Here is a 16998-nt window from a genome sequence, read left to right as displayed (position 1 = left end):
GTAGTAATCTCGCAAATCTTGCATTATTTGCTCCTCACGAGTTTTATCAGTTAGCACCAAATTTAATAGTTCTCTTACTTCTGCCTCCGAAAAGCCCATCATTGCCTCAAACTCTTCTTCGTGAGTAAGATGCTTGACGATATTAAAGCCACTCGTCAGGCTATCCATTGTAATTGGTGAAACCCCTGTAATGAAAAACCTATCTACAATGCCCTGCTGGGTAGCGTTTTTGATTGCCTCGTAAAACTTTCGTACATAGCCATTCAGCGATACCGTTTCTTTGAACTCTTGAATACTGCGGGCAAGGATTTCATTCGTAAAGTGGTCGTATTCGTCAATAAGCAAGTAAATCTTGTTCTCTAAAAATCTCTTTTCGTAAAAGTCGAAAAAGTTTCTCAAAACTATTTCGGGAGGATCTTCTGCAACAAATCTCTCAGCTTCTTGATAGCTAAGCAGTTTGTACCCCATCAAAAACCCCCTGACCGATATGCGTACGCTCTTTGCAAAGTCGCGATAGCTACTTTCCGCTGTACGGGTATCTATGGCACTGAAATTGAAAAGTAGTATCCGATAGCTATTTGCATTTGAGGTAGGATTTTTTCCAATATAATAATTAGCAAATAATTTCTGAAAATCTGCTTTTCGGTTTATATCGTAATAATGCTCCAAGAGCGAAACAAACAAACTTTTCCCAAAACGGCGAGGACGCAGATAGCTCACAAACTTTTCCTGCCTTTCCTCAAATAATTCAAGATAGGCAGTTTTATCTACATACACATAGTTTTGTGTGGCTATCTGTGCAAAATTGCTGATGCCGTAAGGGAAAAAAACCTGTGTTTTCATTCATAGGATATTTTACACAAATTTAGAAAAAGAGTACAAGGAAGTAAGCTACTGCGTAGGAATATCATTTTTCAAAGGCTTCAAGCCGTGTTTTCTACCCACCTGAAGCATAAATTCATAGGCTTGAGGCAAGGTATTGGGAATTTCACCCTCTAAAATAGCCTCTCGTATTTCTGTTTTTATAAGCCCCACCTCCGGACAAGGCTTCAAGCCAAAAGTTTCCATTATCAGCTCTCCTGTAATAACAGGCTGAAAGTTACGCAAGCGGTCTTTTTCCTCAATTTCTTTGAGTCTTTGCTCTACTTTATCAAAGTTGGCTAAATACTTTTTTACTTTTTGGTGGTCTTTGGAAGTAATATCAGCACGACATAGTTGCATAAGAGCCTCCAAATCGCTTCCTGCCTCAAAAAGCAATCGGCGTAAAGCAGAATCCGTGATATTATCTTTCACCAAAGCAATGGGTCTTAGATGCAAGCGAACCAATTTTTGTACAAAACGCATATTTTCGCCCATAGGTAATTTGAGTTTTCGGAAAATATGCGGCACCATTTTAGCTCCTTTTTCCTCGTGTCCGTGAAAAGTCCAACCTACTTTTTCATCAAAGCGTTTGGTAGCAGGTTTGGCTATATCGTGTAAAATAGCCGCCCAACGAAGCCATAAATCTTCTGTTTTTTCGCTCAAATTATCTAATACCTGCAAAGTATGATAAAAATTATCCTTATGCCTTTTATCGCCTACGGCTTCTACTCCTTGCAGTTCTACCATTTCAGGAAAAATATAATGCAAAAGTCCTGAATGAAAAAGTAGCTTAAAACCATAAGAGGGCTTATCGGAAAGAATAATTTTATTGAGTTCATCAGTGATACGCTCTTGGGAAACAATTTGTATGCGTTCTTTATTTCGTATAATTGCTTCAAAGGTTTCAGGGGCAATATCAAAGGCAAGTTTTGAGGCAAAACGAATAGCCCTCATCATTCGCAAAGGGTCATCGGAAAAAGTAATATCAGGATTGAGAGGTGTTTGGATAATCTTTTTACGCAAATGCTCTACCCCACCAAAGGGGTCTATGAGTAGAGCAAAATTTTGCTTATTCAGCGAAATAGCAAGGGCATTGATAGTGAAATCTCTGCGATTTTGGTCGTCTTGCAGAGTGCCGTCTTCCACCACAGGCTTACGTGAATGACGATTGTAAGATTCTTTTCTTGCTCCTACAAACTCCAAAGTCCATTCATTGTAGCGAAACATTGCTGTCCCAAAATTGCGGTAGGTGGTAACAGAAATATTTTCGTCTAACTTTTGAGCCACTTTCAAAGCAAACTCAACCCCACTTCCTACACAAACAATATCAATATCTTTACCTGTACGCCCCAAAAGCAAATCTCTCACAAAACCGCCTACCAAGTAGGCTTCTGTGCCAATTTCTTGGATAATTTGAGCCAGTTTAGCTAAAAATGGATTTTCTGCAAATATGTAATCAAATTTCTCAGACATTTCTTAATTGGCAAAGTTTTTATCGCACACGTACATACGGATAGCAATCAATCACGTAACTTCTCATATACCTACCTTTTGATTCGGCTTTGAGCAATTCCTCAAATACGTTTGAAGGTACTTCAAAATATTGATACACCTCCCACTGTTTGAATTTTACTTCTAAAATTTGCTCTTTGGCATCGTAAGCTACGGAAATTAGCATTGAGGATTCTACGGCAATATGTTCCACTTTGGATAAAATGTTTATTTTCAAAAAATTCCAAGTAAAGTTTAAGAACTTGTTAATATCTCATTCTGTTTTCTATCCCACGCTTCCGAGTTTTATTCCCACTCAATAGTAGCAGGTGGTTTGGAAGAAATATCCAATACTACTCTATTCACCCCTTTCACCTGATTGATGATTTGGTTGGAAATTTGAGCTAAAAATTCATAAGGCAATCTTGCCCAATCGGCGGTCATTCCGTCTGTACTCGTAACAGCACGCAAAGCCACTACTCGCTCATAAGTACGTTCATCGCCCATTACACCTACGCTCTGAATAGGTAACAAAATAGCTCCTGCTTGCCATACGGCATCATAGAGTTCCGCTTTTTTCAGCCCTTCAATAAAAATAGCATCAACCTCTTGCAAAAGGCTCACTTTTTCAGCGGTAACCTCTCCTAAAATACGAATAGCAAGCCCTGGTCCGGGGAAAGGGTGGCGATGCAAAATATTGATAGGCAAGCCTAATTCTTTGCCAATATTTCTAACTTCATCTTTGAACAGCATTTTAAGCGGTTCTACGACTTTCAAGTTCATTTTTTCGGGCAAACCGCCTACATTATGATGTGATTTGATAGTTACCGAAGGTCCTGAAACGCTTACGCTTTCAATTACATCAGGGTAAATTGTACCTTGTGCGAGCCATTTTACGTCTTTTATTTGATGGGCTTCACGCTCAAAGACATCAATAAATGTTTTTCCAATAGCTTTACGTTTGGCTTCGGGGTCGGTGAGTCCTGCGAGGGCTTGGTAAAATTCAGCTTTGGCATCAACGCCTTTTACGTTCAAGCCTAAATCTTGGTAAGAATGTAACACGCTTTCAAATTCATTTTTACGCAAAAGCCCATTATCTACAAAAATGCAGTAAAGATTTTTTCCGATAGCTTTGTGCAAAAGCAAAGCCGCTACGCTGGAATCTACTCCGCCTGAAAGACCTAATACCACTTTATCATTTCCTAATTCCTGTTTTAGAGCCTCCACACTGCTCTGAATGAAAGACGTAGGTGTCCAAGTAGGCTGACAGCCACAAATTTCTAAAACAAAGTTCTGTAAAATCTGCTTTCCTTCCAGAGAGTGTGTAACTTCGGGGTGAAATTGTAAGCCAAAAGTTGCTTCGTTTTGTACCTGAAAAGCCGCAACGGGTATGCTTTCGGTGCGGGCAATGGTTGTAAAATCAGTGGGTATTTGTGTAATTGTATCGCCGTGGCTCATCCATACTTGCGAATGAGGCGAAATATGATGAAAAAGCGGATTTTCTGCATCAAATTCAGTAAGATTGGCTCGTCCATACTCGCGTGTAGCCGAAGGTTCTACATTACCGCCAAATTTTTGAGCGAGCAGTTGGGCTCCGTAGCAAATTCCTAAAATAGGCACTTTTTTACGGATAGTCTGCAAATCTATATCAGGCGAGTTATTATCTCTTACAGAGCAAGGACTACCTGAAAGAATAATTCCTTTTATTTCGGGGCTAAGTGTTGGTAAATGGTGAAAAGGATAAATTTCGCAAAAAACGTTAAATTCTCGTATTCTGCGGGCAATGAGTTGCGTATATTGCGAGCCAAAGTCTAAAATGATGATTTTGTCCATACTTTAACTTTAAGTAAAAAAATTTAAGTGCCAAAGATAGCAGAAAAAAGCGTCAGAAACAAACAAATTGATTTTTTGAAACTTTCTACACAAAACTGCTATTTTTGCGAAAAGTTTTTTACTACATTTATCAATGCTTTGGATTGAAACAAATCGTTTTTGTAAAAGTGTTGCCATTCGCGACGAAAAAGGGCAATACACCTATCAAGAACTTTTGGAAAAAGCCCAAAAAGTAGCTCTTTTCTTACTTGCAAATCAAGGAGTAAAGCATTTGCAAGGAGCGAGAATTGCCCATTTGTTTCCTTCTTGTTGCGAGTATGTTGCCGTACAATGGGGTATATGGCTTGCAGGAGGAATATCTGTACCTCTTTCGCCCCTACACCCCAAAGCCGAAATGGAATATTTTATTCAAGATAGTGAGGCTTCTCTTGTGATTTCACACAACGATTTCGCTTCTGAAGAATTTTCTGTACCAAGTATTATTTGGCAAAAAATTGAACAATGTTTAGAAAATTTACAAAGTTTTCCCGATCTGCCCAAAGTAGATTTAGAAAATCCGGCTTTGATGATTTACACCTCTGGCACCACAGGTAAGCCCAAAGGGGTTGTACTTACACACAAAAATTTACGATTTCAAATTGAAACATTAGTCAAGGCTTGGGAATGGCAAAAAACAGATAAAATCTTACACGTACTTCCCTTACATCATATTCACGGCATTGTGAATGCTCTGCATTGTGCTTTGTACGCAAAAGCCGAAGTCGTATTTTTGCCCAAGTTTGATGCCCAAAAAGTTTGGCAAATGTGGCAGAATGAGCCTTTTTCTGTGTTTATGGCAGTGCCTACTATTTACAAACGCCTCATTGATGAATGGCACAAAGCCAGCGAAGCTGAAAAAATTGCTATGCAAAATGCTTGCAAATCTATGCGACTAATGATTTCGGGCTCGGCGGCTTTACCTGTAAGTATTTTAGAGGAATGGGAAAAAATCAGTGGGCATTTTCTATTAGAACGTTATGGAATGAGTGAAATCGGTATGGCTATCAGTAACCCATTGCACGGCAAAAGAAAAGCAGGTTTTGTGGGTGTGCCTTTGCCCAATATTCAAGTGCGTTTGGTTGATGAAACCAACCAACCTGTACCACAGGGCGAAGCAGGCGAAATTCAGGTAAAAGGCGATAATGTTTTCATAGGCTATTGGAACAGAGCAGAAGCCACCCAAGAAAGTTTTACCCCTGATAGCTTTTTCAAAACAGGTGATATAGCTCTACAAGATGAAGAAGGATACTTCAAAATTTTAGGTAGAAAATCTACGGATATTATCAAAACTGCTGGCTACAAAGTTTCAGCGATTGAAATTGAGGAAACCTTACGCCAACACCCACAAATAAACGATTGTGCAGTGGTAGGTATTGATGATGAGGATAAAGGCGAGAGAATTGTTGCTTTTGTAATAGCCAAAAGCAAAGAACTTGATGAAGTTGCCCTTAAAAATTGGCTGAAAGAAATACTTGCCTACTACAAAATCCCTTCCAAAATTCTTTTTGTAGAGGATTTTCCTCGTAACGCTATGGGGAAAGTAGTAAAGCCCGAACTCAAAAAGTTACTCAAATAGCAGAAGGAGCAACTAAAATCTTAAAATTCAGTTGGCTAATGCGTTTGAAATCCTCTCCGAGCAAACGCATATCATCATCATCTTCTTCGTAGTACCAATGAATTTCCACTTCTTTGCCCGTGGATTTGAGCTTGCGAAGTTTTCGCAAAATTTCGGAAATATACATTGAAGAGCTCGTGTTGCAATACATTATATTGAAGGTTGCTATTGTTTTAGCAGGTGCTTTTTCGGTATATGCATCAAGCCATCGCAAAATAGGCGTAAAGAAGGAATAAGAATCTTCGGGTATAGAAACTCCTGAAAATTCAATTTTCCCCTCATTCGCATTAAGCACTACATCAGCGGTTTGTTCGGTAGCCTTAATTATTAAGTTTTCCATAGCAAGGCAATTTGCAGAAGTAAAATTTTCTATTTTTGCAAAGCTAATAAAATTATACTTTCAGGCAACTGCAAAAAGCAAAGAAAAATTACATCTTTTTTCAAAACTTAAAGTTTCGCTTTATGCAAATCAGAGAAGTAATAAGCCTCTTGGAAGGTTTTGCACCCACTATTTATCAAGAAAGCTATGATAATGCAGGTTTGATTTATGGTAATTTAGAGGAAAACATTACAGGTATCTTGATAAGTTTAGACATCACAGAAGCCATTTTGGACGAAGCTATTCGTGAAAATTGCAACCTCATTGTTGCTCATCACCCCATTGTATTCAAGCCGCTCAAAACACTCACAGGAAAAAATTATGTGGAACGCGTGCTTATCAAAGCCATTCAGCACAATATTGCCTTATACGCTATTCATACCAATTTGGATAACGTAATGGGAGGTGTAAATTTTCAGATAGCTTCTGTTTTAGGCTTGCGAGACGTCAGAGTTTTAGCACCTACTACACAAAATCTCTACAAACTCACCACCTTTTGCCCACACGAGTACGCACAGCAAGTTTTAGAGGCACTTTGGCAAGCAGGGGCAGGTCAAATCGGCAACTATCAAGATTGCAGTTTTCGCTTGGAAGGCATTGGCACATATCGCCCCAACGAAAAAGCCAATCCCTTTTCAGGCACGCAAGGGTACTTGGAACAAGCCCCCGAAACAAGATTGGAAGTAATTTTCCCCGCTCACGTCAAAAATGATATTTTCAAAGCATTACGCAAAGCCCACCCTTACGAGGAAATTGCCTACTATTTACATAACTTGGAAAATGAAAACCAAGAAGTAGGGGCAGGTGCTATGGGTGTTTTAGAAACAGAAATGAGTGAGCAAGCGTTTTTGCAGTTTCTAAAAGAAAAAATGCAACTTAGGGTTATTAGGCATACAGCCCTGTTGCATAAGCCCATTCGTAAGGTAGCTTTATGTGGAGGAAGTGGCTTTTTTTTGCTCAAAAAGGCTATCGCACAAAAAGCTGATGTTTTCATTACGGCAGATGTAAAATATCACGAATTTTTTGATGCCGATAGGCAAATTCTCCTTGCTGATATAGGACATTACGAAAGTGAAAATTTTACCAAAAACTTACTTGCTCAATTACTGAAAGAAAAAAATTGTACCGCTCCTCTAAAAATTTCTCAAATTTCTACCAATCCTGTCAATTATTTTTACTAATTTTGCGTTTTGAAACGAAATCCCAATTTTTATGGCACAAATAGCAGAAAAAAGCATTGAGCAAAAATTAGAGGCTCTTTTGAAGTTGCAAAAAATTGATAGCGAACTGGATAGTATAAAACGCTTGCGTGGAGATTTGCCCAATGAAGTACAAGACCTTGAAGATGAAATCGCCGGCTATCAGACGCGTATTCAGCGATTTGAAGAGCAAATCAAAGAATGGGAGCAGGTAATCAATGAAATGAAAAACCGAAAAAAAGAAGCTGAAAAGCTCATTGATAAATACAAAGGGCAACAAATGAACGTGAAAAACAATCGTGAATACGAAGCCCTCGCCAAAGAAATTGAATCGGAAGAGTTGGAAATAGTGCTTTGCGACAAAAAAACCAAAGAAGCCAAAGATAAAATTGATGCCAAAAAAGCCGAAATTGAAAATGTAAGAAAGACGCTTACCGAGCGTAAAAAGTTTTTAGAAGAAAAACAAAAAGAACTTGCCCAACTCATTGAAGAAAGTGAGGAGGACGAGAAAAATCTTTTAGCCCAAAGAGAAAAGCAGAAAAATCAGATTGATGAGCGTTTGCTTGTTTCTTACGAGAAAATCCGCAAAAACTCTTCTAATGGATTAGCCGTAGTGCTTGTACGCAGAGATGCTTGTGGTGGCTGTTATAGTATGGTGCCTCCTCAAAGGCAAGTAGATATTCGTGAAAAGAAAAAAATCATCGTTTGTGAGCATTGCGGGAGAATACTTGCGGGAGTAGAAGAAGTACAACAAGTTACCGAAGAGAAAACTACTCGTAAGAGAGGGCTGAAAAAAATCGGTGAAGAGGCTTAAAATGATGATTTCTGAAAACAAGGTCTTTGGGTTGCACTCAAAGACCTTGTTTTGGCAAATTTCAGAACCTTCCCAACCTCAAACCCTTGAACGCTAAATTTATCAATGCAACTATCAGATTTTGATTATCATTTGCCTGCTGAGCGTATTGCCCAAGAGCCTTTACCCCAACGCGACCACGCCAAACTTCTTTTCTACAATAAAGGCACAATTTCCGACCATATTTTCTACGAATTGCCTCAAATTTTACCCCAAGATAGTTTTTTAGTTTTCAACGACACCAAAGTTATTCCCGCACGCTTGCTTTTGCAAAAGTCTTCGGGTGCTTGGATTGAAATTTTCTTGCTTGAACCTCTTTTACCTTCTCGCATAGTTGCCAGTGCAATGCAAGCTCGTAAGCAATGCGTATGGGAATGTATGATAGGGAATAAAAAGCGTTTCAAAGAGCCTATTTGGTACGAATTTACGCTCAAAAATGAGCCGATACAGCTCAAAGCAACGCTACAAAACGAAACCCAAGTGCTTTTTGAATGGAATAACGAGCATATCAGTTTCGCTGAAATCATTGAGCAACTGGGAAAAATTCCTTTGCCCCCCTACATCAAGAGAGAAGTAAGCGAAAAAGATAAGGAACGTTACCAAACTATTTTTGCTCAGAAAGAAGGAGCAGTCGCCGCCCCAACGGCAAGTCTGCATTTTACGGAAGGTGTTTTTGAAAATTTGAAAAATCAAAGTATTTCTTACGATTTTCTCACGCTACACGTAGGAGCAGGCACATTTCAACCCATCAAAGTAGCTAATTTTCAAGACCATACAATGCACGCAGAGCGTTTATTGGTTTCTTTACAAAACATTGAAAACTTGATAAACAATGTTCATAAGACCATTATACCCGTAGGTACAACTTCAATGCGTACGCTTGAAAGTTTGTATTGGTTTGGAGCAGAAATTGCTTTAGGTAGGCAAAACTCGCCTATCTTGCAAGTTAAACAGCAAATTCCTTACGAAATTCCTGCAAGCAAGCAACCTTCCCTATCAGAGGCTTTGCAGGCAATTAAAGAACTATTGCAAAAACATAAACTCACCGAATTGCAAGGCAGTACTGAAATTTTCATTTACCCACGCTACCAATTTAAGGTATGTAAAGGCTTGATAACCAACTTTCACCTGCCACAAACTACGCTTGTTCTGCTCATTGCGGCTTTTGTGGGTGAAGATTGGCGAAAAATCTACAATCACGCCTTACAGCATAACTACCGCTTTTTAAGCTACGGCGATTCTTCTTTACTTTTGCCTTCAATGCAATAGATTTTGCTTTTTCCAAACATTTTTCCAAAATTTGCAGTCTTGTTTTTGCAAATAAAAACAAGAGCAACACTTAATTTGTAAATCAAGCTATGCAAAATTTAAGCGAACAAGAAATTCTACGACGCCAAAAACGTGAGGAATTGATGAAAATGGGCATAGACCCCTACCCTGCCGAAACTTTTGAAGTTACGGCGTATGCCCAAGAGATTTTACGAGATTTCCCTCACAATCCTGAAAAATACCAAGCTGTATCTTTGGCTGGTAGGCTAATGAGCTTCCGGATTATGGGTTCAGCTTCTTTTGCCGAACTGCAAGATTCCACAGGCAGGATACAAATTTACGTGCAAAGGGACGATATTTGCCCTACCGAAGACAAAACGCTTTACAATACGGTATTCAAAAAACTTTTGGATATTGGCGATATTATAGGTGTGCAAGGTTTTGTTTTTACCACCAAAACAGGCGAAATAACCCTACACGTAAAAAGTTTCAAATTGCTCTGCAAATCTTTACACCCCTTACCTATCGTAAAAGAGGTAAAAGATGAGCAAGGCAATGTAAAAACTTATGATGCCTTCACCGACCCCGAACAACGCTACCGCCAGCGTTATGTAGATTTGATTGTCAATCCTCACGTAAAGGATATTTTCATCAAACGCTCCAAACTTGTCAATTCTATTCGTCAGTTTTTGCAAGAAAGAGGTTATTTGGAGGTTGAAACGCCCATTCTGCAACCCATACACGGCGGAGCGGCGGCTCGTCCTTTTATCACCCACCACAATACGCTGGATATGACACTTTATTTGCGTATTGCCAACGAACTTTACCTCAAAAGGCTTATTGTAGGAGGTTTTGAAGGGGTTTTTGAGTTTGCCAAAGACTTCCGCAACGAAGGTATGAGCCGTTTCCATAATCCTGAATTTACACAAGTGGAAATTTATGTAGCTTACAAAGATTACCACTGGATGGCTGATACCGTAGAGGCAATGATTGAAAAAGTTGCCTTGGATTTGCACGGCTCTACACAGGTACGTGTAGGAGAGCATACGATTGATTTCAAACGCCCTTGGAAACGTTATACAATGCAAGAAATTATCTTGCAATTTACAGGGTTGGATATTGACAAACTTTCCGAAAGTGAACTTGCCCAAGAAGCTCAAAAAATGGGTATTGAAGTGGATAGCTCTATGGGAAAAGCCAAACTCATTGATGAAATTTTTGGTGAAAAAGTTGAGCCTCACCTCATTCAGCCTACTTTTATTATGGATTATCCTGTGGAAATGTCGCCCCTTACCAAAAAGCATCGCAATAAACCAGGGCTGGTAGAACGTTTTGAAGTCATTTGCAACGGCAAAGAAATTTGCAATGCCTATTCCGAGCTAAATGACCCTATTGACCAGCGAGAACGCTTTGAAGAACAACTTCGCCTCGCCGAACGCGGCGATGAAGAAGCTATGGCAATGGACGAAGATTTCTTGCGAGCTTTGGAATATGGTATGCCACCTACGGCAGGTATTGGTATTGGTATTGATAGGCTCACAATGATTATGACCAACCAGCCTTCCATTCAAGAAGTGATATTTTTCCCACAAATGCGTCCTGAAAAGAAGCCTCAAATGGCTAAAATGGAAGATTATACTGCTTTGGGGATTAGAGAAGAACTCGTACCTATTTTGCAAAAAATGGGAATTCTTACCATTGAGGAGCTAAAAAAATGGGACGTGAATAAACTTTTCAACGATATTTGTGGAATGAGAAAGAAAATGAAACTGGAAAACGTGAAAAACCCAACCAAAGAAGAAGTCGCTTCGTGGCTTGGATAAATTAGGAAGCAAGAGGCAGGAAAGAGGTAATAAGACGTTTATTAAAGATTTGACAATTAGAAAATTTTGACCTAAAAAATTTCAAAATCTTATGTGGCAAGAACAAAACAACGAATTGCGGGCAAAATTTGAGTTTTCTGATTTCTCGGAAGCCTTCGCCTTTATGACGCAAGTTGCCTTGCTTGCAGAACAAATGAACCATCATCCTTGGTGGGCAAACGTGTATAATAAAGTAGAAATTGCCCTCACCACACACGATGCGGGCAATACCGTTACCGAAAAAGACAGAAAAATGGCAGAAGCTATTAGTAAAATTTACGTAAAATTCAAAAAATAACCTTTTTTATGAACGAAAATCCTGTTTTGGTACATCTTGAAAATCATATCAAGACCATAACACTCAATAACCCAACACGCAAAAATGCTCTTACCAAACAAATGGTTTTGCAAATCCACGAAGCTATCAAGGAAAGTGAAACAGATGGCACAAGAGTTATTATTCTTACAGGAGCAGGAAAAGATTTTTGTAGTGGTGCCGATTTGGTAGCAGGCGGAGCAGAGTTAATGGCTGGGGTTACAGAATACTTAAAAACCTGCGTCAATCCGCTTATTTTGGCAATGCACTACACCGATATACCCATTATTGCGAAAATTCGTGGTGTTTGTGTAGGTTTGGGCTTTAATCTGGCTCTTGCTTGCGATATGCTTTTTGCCGCAGAAGATGCCCGCTTCAGCGAAATTTTTACGAATATTGCTCTTTCAAGTGATGGTGGTGGTGCGTTTTTCCTGCCCCGCCGCATAGGGTATTACAAAGCCTTTGAGCTAATGACAATGGCAAGCATTTTCACAGCCGAAGAGGCTTATCATTTACGCTTGCTCAATAAAATTTGCGAAGAAGAAACACTGGATAAGGTTGTCAGAGAAATGGCAGAACGCTTGGCTTCGGGTCCTTGGGTGGCTATCAAGCATACCAAAGCAAATTTGCGTGAGGGTTTCAAAGGAAGTTTGGAAAAGACTTTGGAAATAGAAGCCGAAAATCAGGGTAAAAACTTCAAAACCCAAGACTTTGCCGAGGGCGTACAAGCCTTTTTGCAAAAACGCAAGCCCAATTTTCAAGGAAAATAAATATCCACTTGTTGGGGAAAAGGGCTAGATTTTTGAATTATGAACTACATTGGCTCAAAATATACACTTATTCCATTTATACGTGAAACTATTTTAGAAGTTGTTGGTCAAGAAAAATTATCAAAGGCTATTTTTTATGATGCTTTTGCAGGAACGGGCATTGTAGGGCGAATTTTTAAGAATAAAGTAAAAAAAATCATTGCCAGTGATACCGAATATTATGCTTTTGTACTCAACAGAAATTATATTCAAAACCATCAAGAAATTTCATTTCAAAATTTGCTCTATCTAAATTCCCTTAAAGGAAAGGAAGGATTTATTTACAAACATTATGCTGAAAAAGGGAGCTTTCGCAAGTATTTTTCAGCAGAAAATGGGAAAAAAATAGATGCTGTACGTAGCGAAATTGAATATTTGAGAAAAAACATTTCCGAAGATGAATATTTTTTCTTGCTATGCTCTCTTTTAGAAAGTGCCGATAAAGTAGCTAATACTGCTTCTGTGTATGGAGCCTATCTGAAAAATCTCAAAAAAACTGCTCAAAAACCACTTTTTTTAGAACCTGCCCATTTTGAAGTCAATCACCATACACACGAAGTTTATCACGGCGAAGCTGAAAAGTTGATAGAAAAGATTTCGGGAGATATTTTGTATTTAGACCCGCCCTACAATGCTCGCCAGTATGGGAGCAACTATCATTTGCTCAATACCATAGCTCTCTACGACAACAACTTTGAGCCGCAAGGCAAAACAGGATTACGTCCTCATTATTACAAATCTTTATTTTGTTCCAAGCAAAAAGCCCCTGAAATGCTGGAAAAAATCATTTCCAAAGCTCAATTCAAATATATTTTTCTCAGTTACAACAACGAGGGCATTATTCCTTTGCCAACTATTCAAAAGATTATGCGTAAATACGGAAATTACGAAGTATTCACACAAACTTACAATCGCTTTATGGCTGATAAGCCCTCGCAACGCTCTTACAAAGCTCGGCATACCACGGAGTTTTTGCACTTTATAGAAAAAATCTACTGAAAAACTTTCATTCCAAAAAACTTGCATATTTCAATATTTTGCCTAAATTTGCCATAAATATTACAAAACAAGTGCTTATGAAAAAAATTTTACTTGTTTCTCTGCATTTATGGCTGATTGGGGGTATCGCTTTTTCCCAAAATGCAAACGAATTACGCAAGAAGGTTTGGGCAAAAACCTCTTCACAAGGCATTACTTTCATTGAAAATAAAAATCAATGGGAAAAATCTATTGCCTTTCGTGCCGATTTGCCAAGTGGCTTTCTTTTTGCCTACAACAATGCTCTGCAATTCAGTTTCTATGATAGCAAAGCCCTTGAATACATACGCCACAAGCCTGCTCATCAAGATAGCCCTGAATTTGCCATTTACGAAAAACAAGACGGCATTAAGGCTCATAGCTTTGTGATAGATTTTTTGGGAGCAAATCCTGTACAGGTGCAATCTTTGGGCAAAGCCAAACCTACCCTTTATCATTATTACATTGGCGAAAAAAGCCATTGGGCTGAAAATGTAAGAGGGTATGAGGGTATTTTATACAAAAATCTCTATACAGGGATTGATTATGCCATATTTCAAGGGGCTAACCACCTGAAATATGAGTTTTATATTAAAGCAGGAGCAAATCCCCAAGTTATTCAAATGGAATACAAACACGCTGAAAGTGTAAAAATCTTACCTGACGGCACTTTGCTTATTCAAACTTCCGTAGGCAATATTTATGAGAAAAAACCTATCAGTTACCAAATCATCAGGGGTAAAAAAGTGGAAGTACCTACCGAATTTCGCCTGCAAGGCAATGTGCTTTCTTTCCATTTTCCCAAAGGTTACCATAAAAACTACGACCTTGTCATAGACCCTGAACTTGTGTTTTCAACCTATTCGGGTGGGGTTTCTGATAATTGGGGCAATACCGCTACTTTTGATAACGCAGGCAACCTGTATTCGGGAGCTACGCTATTCGGTTTGAGTTTTCCTAATTTTACAGGAGCCATTACCATTGGTACAACAGGTTCGGGAGGAACTATCACAGACGTTGGTATTTTCAAGTACAATGCCACAGGTACCACTTTGCAACAACTCACTTTCATTGGTGGCTCGGCTTCGGAAGTGCCTCATAGCTTGGTAGTAGATAGCCAAAATAATCTTTGGATTTTAGGAACAACCAGTTCAACCAATTTCCCTGCAACTTTTGGCTCTTTTGCAGGTGGTTCAAGTCTTACGCCTATTTCAGGCATTTCTTACAGCAATGGCAGTGATATTTTTGTAGTAAAACTGAACCCTACGGGTACGCTCAATGCTTCTCGTCTGATTGGCGGCAGTGGTAACGACGGCATCAAGCCATCGGGGGGAATGGTTATCAATAATTATGGCGATGAATTTAGAGGAGATATTTATGCCGATGCCAATGATAACATTTACATTGCCTCTACTACCCGCTCTGCTAGTATCTCAGGCATTACAGGCACATTGAGCGGAATAGCCGATGGATTGGTGGTAAAAATGAATAATAGTTTGGGTATCTTGTGGGGCAGATATGTTGGCGGTTCGGGGATAGATTACGCCCTTTCAGTAAAGACCAATCAAGCAGGCGAAGTATATATTGGCGGAGGCACGAATAGCACTAACTTGCCCAATACCACAGGAGCTATGAACCCTTCGGCTTTGGGCAGTGATGATGGCTTTATTATGCGTTTAGATGCTTCGGGGAATATCATTCGCACCACTTATTTGGGTACTTCCGCCGCAGATGTTTCCTTTTTTATTGATTTGGATTCCGATGAAGAGATTTATGCCTTTGGGCAAACTTTTGGTAATTATCCTGTAAGTACAGGCGTGTATAATAACCCCAATAGCGGGCAATTCATTCATAAAATAAGCCCTGATTTGGCTACTTCTCGCTGGAGTACGCGTATAGGAGCAGGCGATGGTAACCCTGATATATCCCCTACTGCTTTTTTGGTAGTTACTGAAAATAATTGCAATAATATTTATATTGCGGGCTGGGGAGGCAGTTTGAATGGTTCGGGTAGTAGCGTAACCAATATGCCTACTACCGAAGATGCTTTCAGACGTACTACCGTAAATGGCAGAGATTTCTACATTGCTGTCTATAAACGCAATATGGAGCGGCTCTTGTATGCTACTTTTTTTGGTGAAAATGCTTCTAACGAAACAGGCGACCACGTTGATGGAGGAACAAGCCGCTTTTCCAAAAATGGTATCATTTACCACTCTACTTGTGCCTCTTGCGGAGGCACGAATGGCTTTCCTACTACTGCGGGAGCTTGGTCTAATACCAACAACAGCACCAACTGCAACAATGCCGTTTTTAAGTTTCGGCTCAACGTAACTGCCGATTTTCAAATGGTCAATCCACGTAATTTGCAAATCATAGGCGATGGCTCTACTACTTGCGAACAAAGGGTGCAATTCGTATTCAATGCCATTGATGCCGATGAGTTTCTTTGGGAAATTTTAGATGTCAATTTCAATGTTATCTATTCGCAAAATACCGATAGAAACTTTACCTACACCTTCACTGCTCCCGGCGACTATAAAGTTCGCCTCACTGTTACGAATTGTAACCAAATCAGCCAAGCCATAAAAGATTTGAAAGTGATTTTTCCTAATTTCACTTTCCCACCCGATACGGTGCGTTTGTGCCGTGGCGAAAGTGTGCAATTGCAAGCCAGTGGAGCAACTTTTTATCAGTGGCGACCTACCACAGGGCTAAACAATGCTAATATCCCCAACCCTATCGCTTCGCCTACGCAGAGCATTACTTACACCCTTACAATGCGTGATGGCATTTGTGAAAGAGTAAGAAACATAAGAGTAGAAGTAGTACCTGCCACCCCTGCCGACTTTAACTTTACACTACTCAAAGAATGTAACACCCCCTACCGAGTGCGTTTGCGTCTGGCAGATAATGTTGATACCACCAAGTTTGTAAAAATTCGTTGGGATATGGGTGATGGCACTCTTTTGGAAGGTACAAAGCCCGATGATTACACCTATACTGAAAACAACAAAACTTACACCATTACCTTGCTTGCAGAAAATCCGAATGGTTGTATTTCAAAATCTATCAAGTCAGTAACTATTCCCAAGCCCCCTATTTTCCCACCGAATGTTATCACCCCTAATGGCGATGGCATTAACGATAACTTTGAAATTGCTGAAAAAAATACGAAAATACAAATTTGGAATCGTTGGGGAAAATTGGTATTCAAATCTGATAACTATCAGAACGACTGGGGTAGCGACAAGAACCTTACCGCAGGGGTATACTATTACTATCTAGAAAGCCCTTCGGGAGTAAGTTGTAATGGCTGGGTGCAAGTGATGAAGTAAAAATTAAAAGTAATTATTTAGTCGTCCCTTAAAAAGTCCGTTTAGAAAAAATTAAAGAACAACAATAGAAATTTCCTTCCAAAAAAGTGAATTTTAAGATGTTTTTTTCGGGCTTAG

14 protein-coding genes are annotated in these 16998 nt (G+C 39.4%); 9 read left to right on the top strand and 5 right to left on the bottom strand.

Features of this window, described 5'->3' with window-relative positions; all coding sequences use genetic code 11:
- From ACWITO_RS11385 to guaA, 4 genes are all read right to left on the bottom strand, one after another.
- Positions 1-843, bottom strand: an 843-nt coding sequence (locus ACWITO_RS11385; RefSeq protein WP_448530118.1) for an AAA family ATPase, incomplete at its 3' end; no start/stop codon positions are given.
- A gap of 48 nt (positions 844-891) precedes the next feature.
- Positions 892-2334: a CCA tRNA nucleotidyltransferase gene (locus ACWITO_RS11380; RefSeq protein ID WP_448530117.1), complete on the bottom strand. Its 1443-nt coding sequence runs from the start codon at positions 2332-2334 to the stop codon at positions 892-894.
- A gap of 19 nt (positions 2335-2353) precedes the next feature.
- Complete coding sequence (locus tag ACWITO_RS11375; protein WP_448530116.1) at positions 2354-2590, bottom strand: KTSC domain-containing protein; 237 nt, start codon at positions 2588-2590, stop codon at positions 2354-2356.
- A 68-nt stretch (positions 2591-2658) separates the two neighbouring features.
- Positions 2659-4185 carry a glutamine-hydrolyzing GMP synthase gene (guaA, locus tag ACWITO_RS11370; protein ID WP_448530115.1) on the bottom strand — a complete coding sequence of 509 codons (1527 nt, stop codon included), beginning with the start codon at positions 4183-4185 and terminating at the stop codon, positions 2659-2661.
- Positions 4186-4318: 133 nt separating this feature from the next.
- Between guaA and ACWITO_RS11365 the strand changes: the two genes are divergently transcribed.
- Positions 4319-5800: an acyl-CoA synthetase gene (locus ACWITO_RS11365; protein WP_448530114.1), complete on the top strand. Its 1482-nt coding sequence runs from the start codon at positions 4319-4321 to the stop codon at positions 5798-5800.
- On the opposite strand, the gene ACWITO_RS11360 is transcribed toward ACWITO_RS11365, so the two are convergent.
- The gene (locus ACWITO_RS11360; protein WP_448530113.1) at positions 5793-6179 is read right to left on the bottom strand and encodes a DUF1987 domain-containing protein; all 387 of its coding nucleotides are present in this window, start codon (positions 6177-6179) and stop codon (positions 5793-5795) included. The two genes, ACWITO_RS11365 and ACWITO_RS11360, sit on opposite strands and share 8 nt — an antisense overlap.
- A gap of 122 nt (positions 6180-6301) precedes the next feature.
- On the opposite strand from ACWITO_RS11360, the gene ACWITO_RS11355 reads away from it, so the two are divergent.
- From ACWITO_RS11355 to ACWITO_RS11320, 8 genes are all read left to right on the top strand, one after another.
- Positions 6302-7399, top strand: coding sequence for a Nif3-like dinuclear metal center hexameric protein (locus tag ACWITO_RS11355; protein WP_448530112.1), 1098 nt, complete (start codon positions 6302-6304; stop codon positions 7397-7399).
- Positions 7400-7430: 31 nt separating this feature from the next.
- The gene (locus tag ACWITO_RS11350; RefSeq protein WP_448530111.1) at positions 7431-8231 is read left to right on the top strand and encodes a zinc ribbon domain-containing protein; all 801 of its coding nucleotides are present in this window, start codon (positions 7431-7433) and stop codon (positions 8229-8231) included.
- Between the two features lie 105 nt (positions 8232-8336).
- On the top strand, positions 8337-9539 hold the full coding sequence (locus ACWITO_RS11345) for an S-adenosylmethionine:tRNA ribosyltransferase-isomerase (RefSeq protein ID WP_448530110.1): 1203 nt from the start codon (positions 8337-8339) through the stop codon (positions 9537-9539).
- A gap of 89 nt (positions 9540-9628) precedes the next feature.
- Entirely contained in the window at positions 9629-11362 is a 1734-nt protein-coding gene (lysS, locus tag ACWITO_RS11340; protein ID WP_448530109.1) for a lysine--tRNA ligase, read from the top strand.
- 91 nt (positions 11363-11453) lie between these two features.
- Complete coding sequence (locus ACWITO_RS11335; RefSeq protein ID WP_448530108.1) at positions 11454-11699, top strand: 4a-hydroxytetrahydrobiopterin dehydratase; 246 nt, start codon at positions 11454-11456, stop codon at positions 11697-11699.
- 8 nt (positions 11700-11707) lie between these two features.
- Entirely contained in the window at positions 11708-12487 is a 780-nt protein-coding gene (locus tag ACWITO_RS11330) for an enoyl-CoA hydratase/isomerase family protein (RefSeq protein ID WP_448530107.1), read from the top strand.
- Between the two features lie 39 nt (positions 12488-12526).
- Entirely contained in the window at positions 12527-13525 is a 999-nt protein-coding gene (locus ACWITO_RS11325; RefSeq protein ID WP_448530106.1) for a DNA adenine methylase, read from the top strand.
- 77 nt (positions 13526-13602) lie between these two features.
- Entirely contained in the window at positions 13603-16881 is a 3279-nt protein-coding gene (locus tag ACWITO_RS11320) for a DUF7948 domain-containing protein (RefSeq protein WP_448530105.1), read from the top strand.
- Positions 16882-16998: the final 117 nt, after the last annotated feature.

Source organism: Raineya sp. (assembly GCF_053497555.1).
Note: the sequence above shows the minus strand (reverse complement) of the source record. Positions and strands in the feature narration are given on the sequence as shown.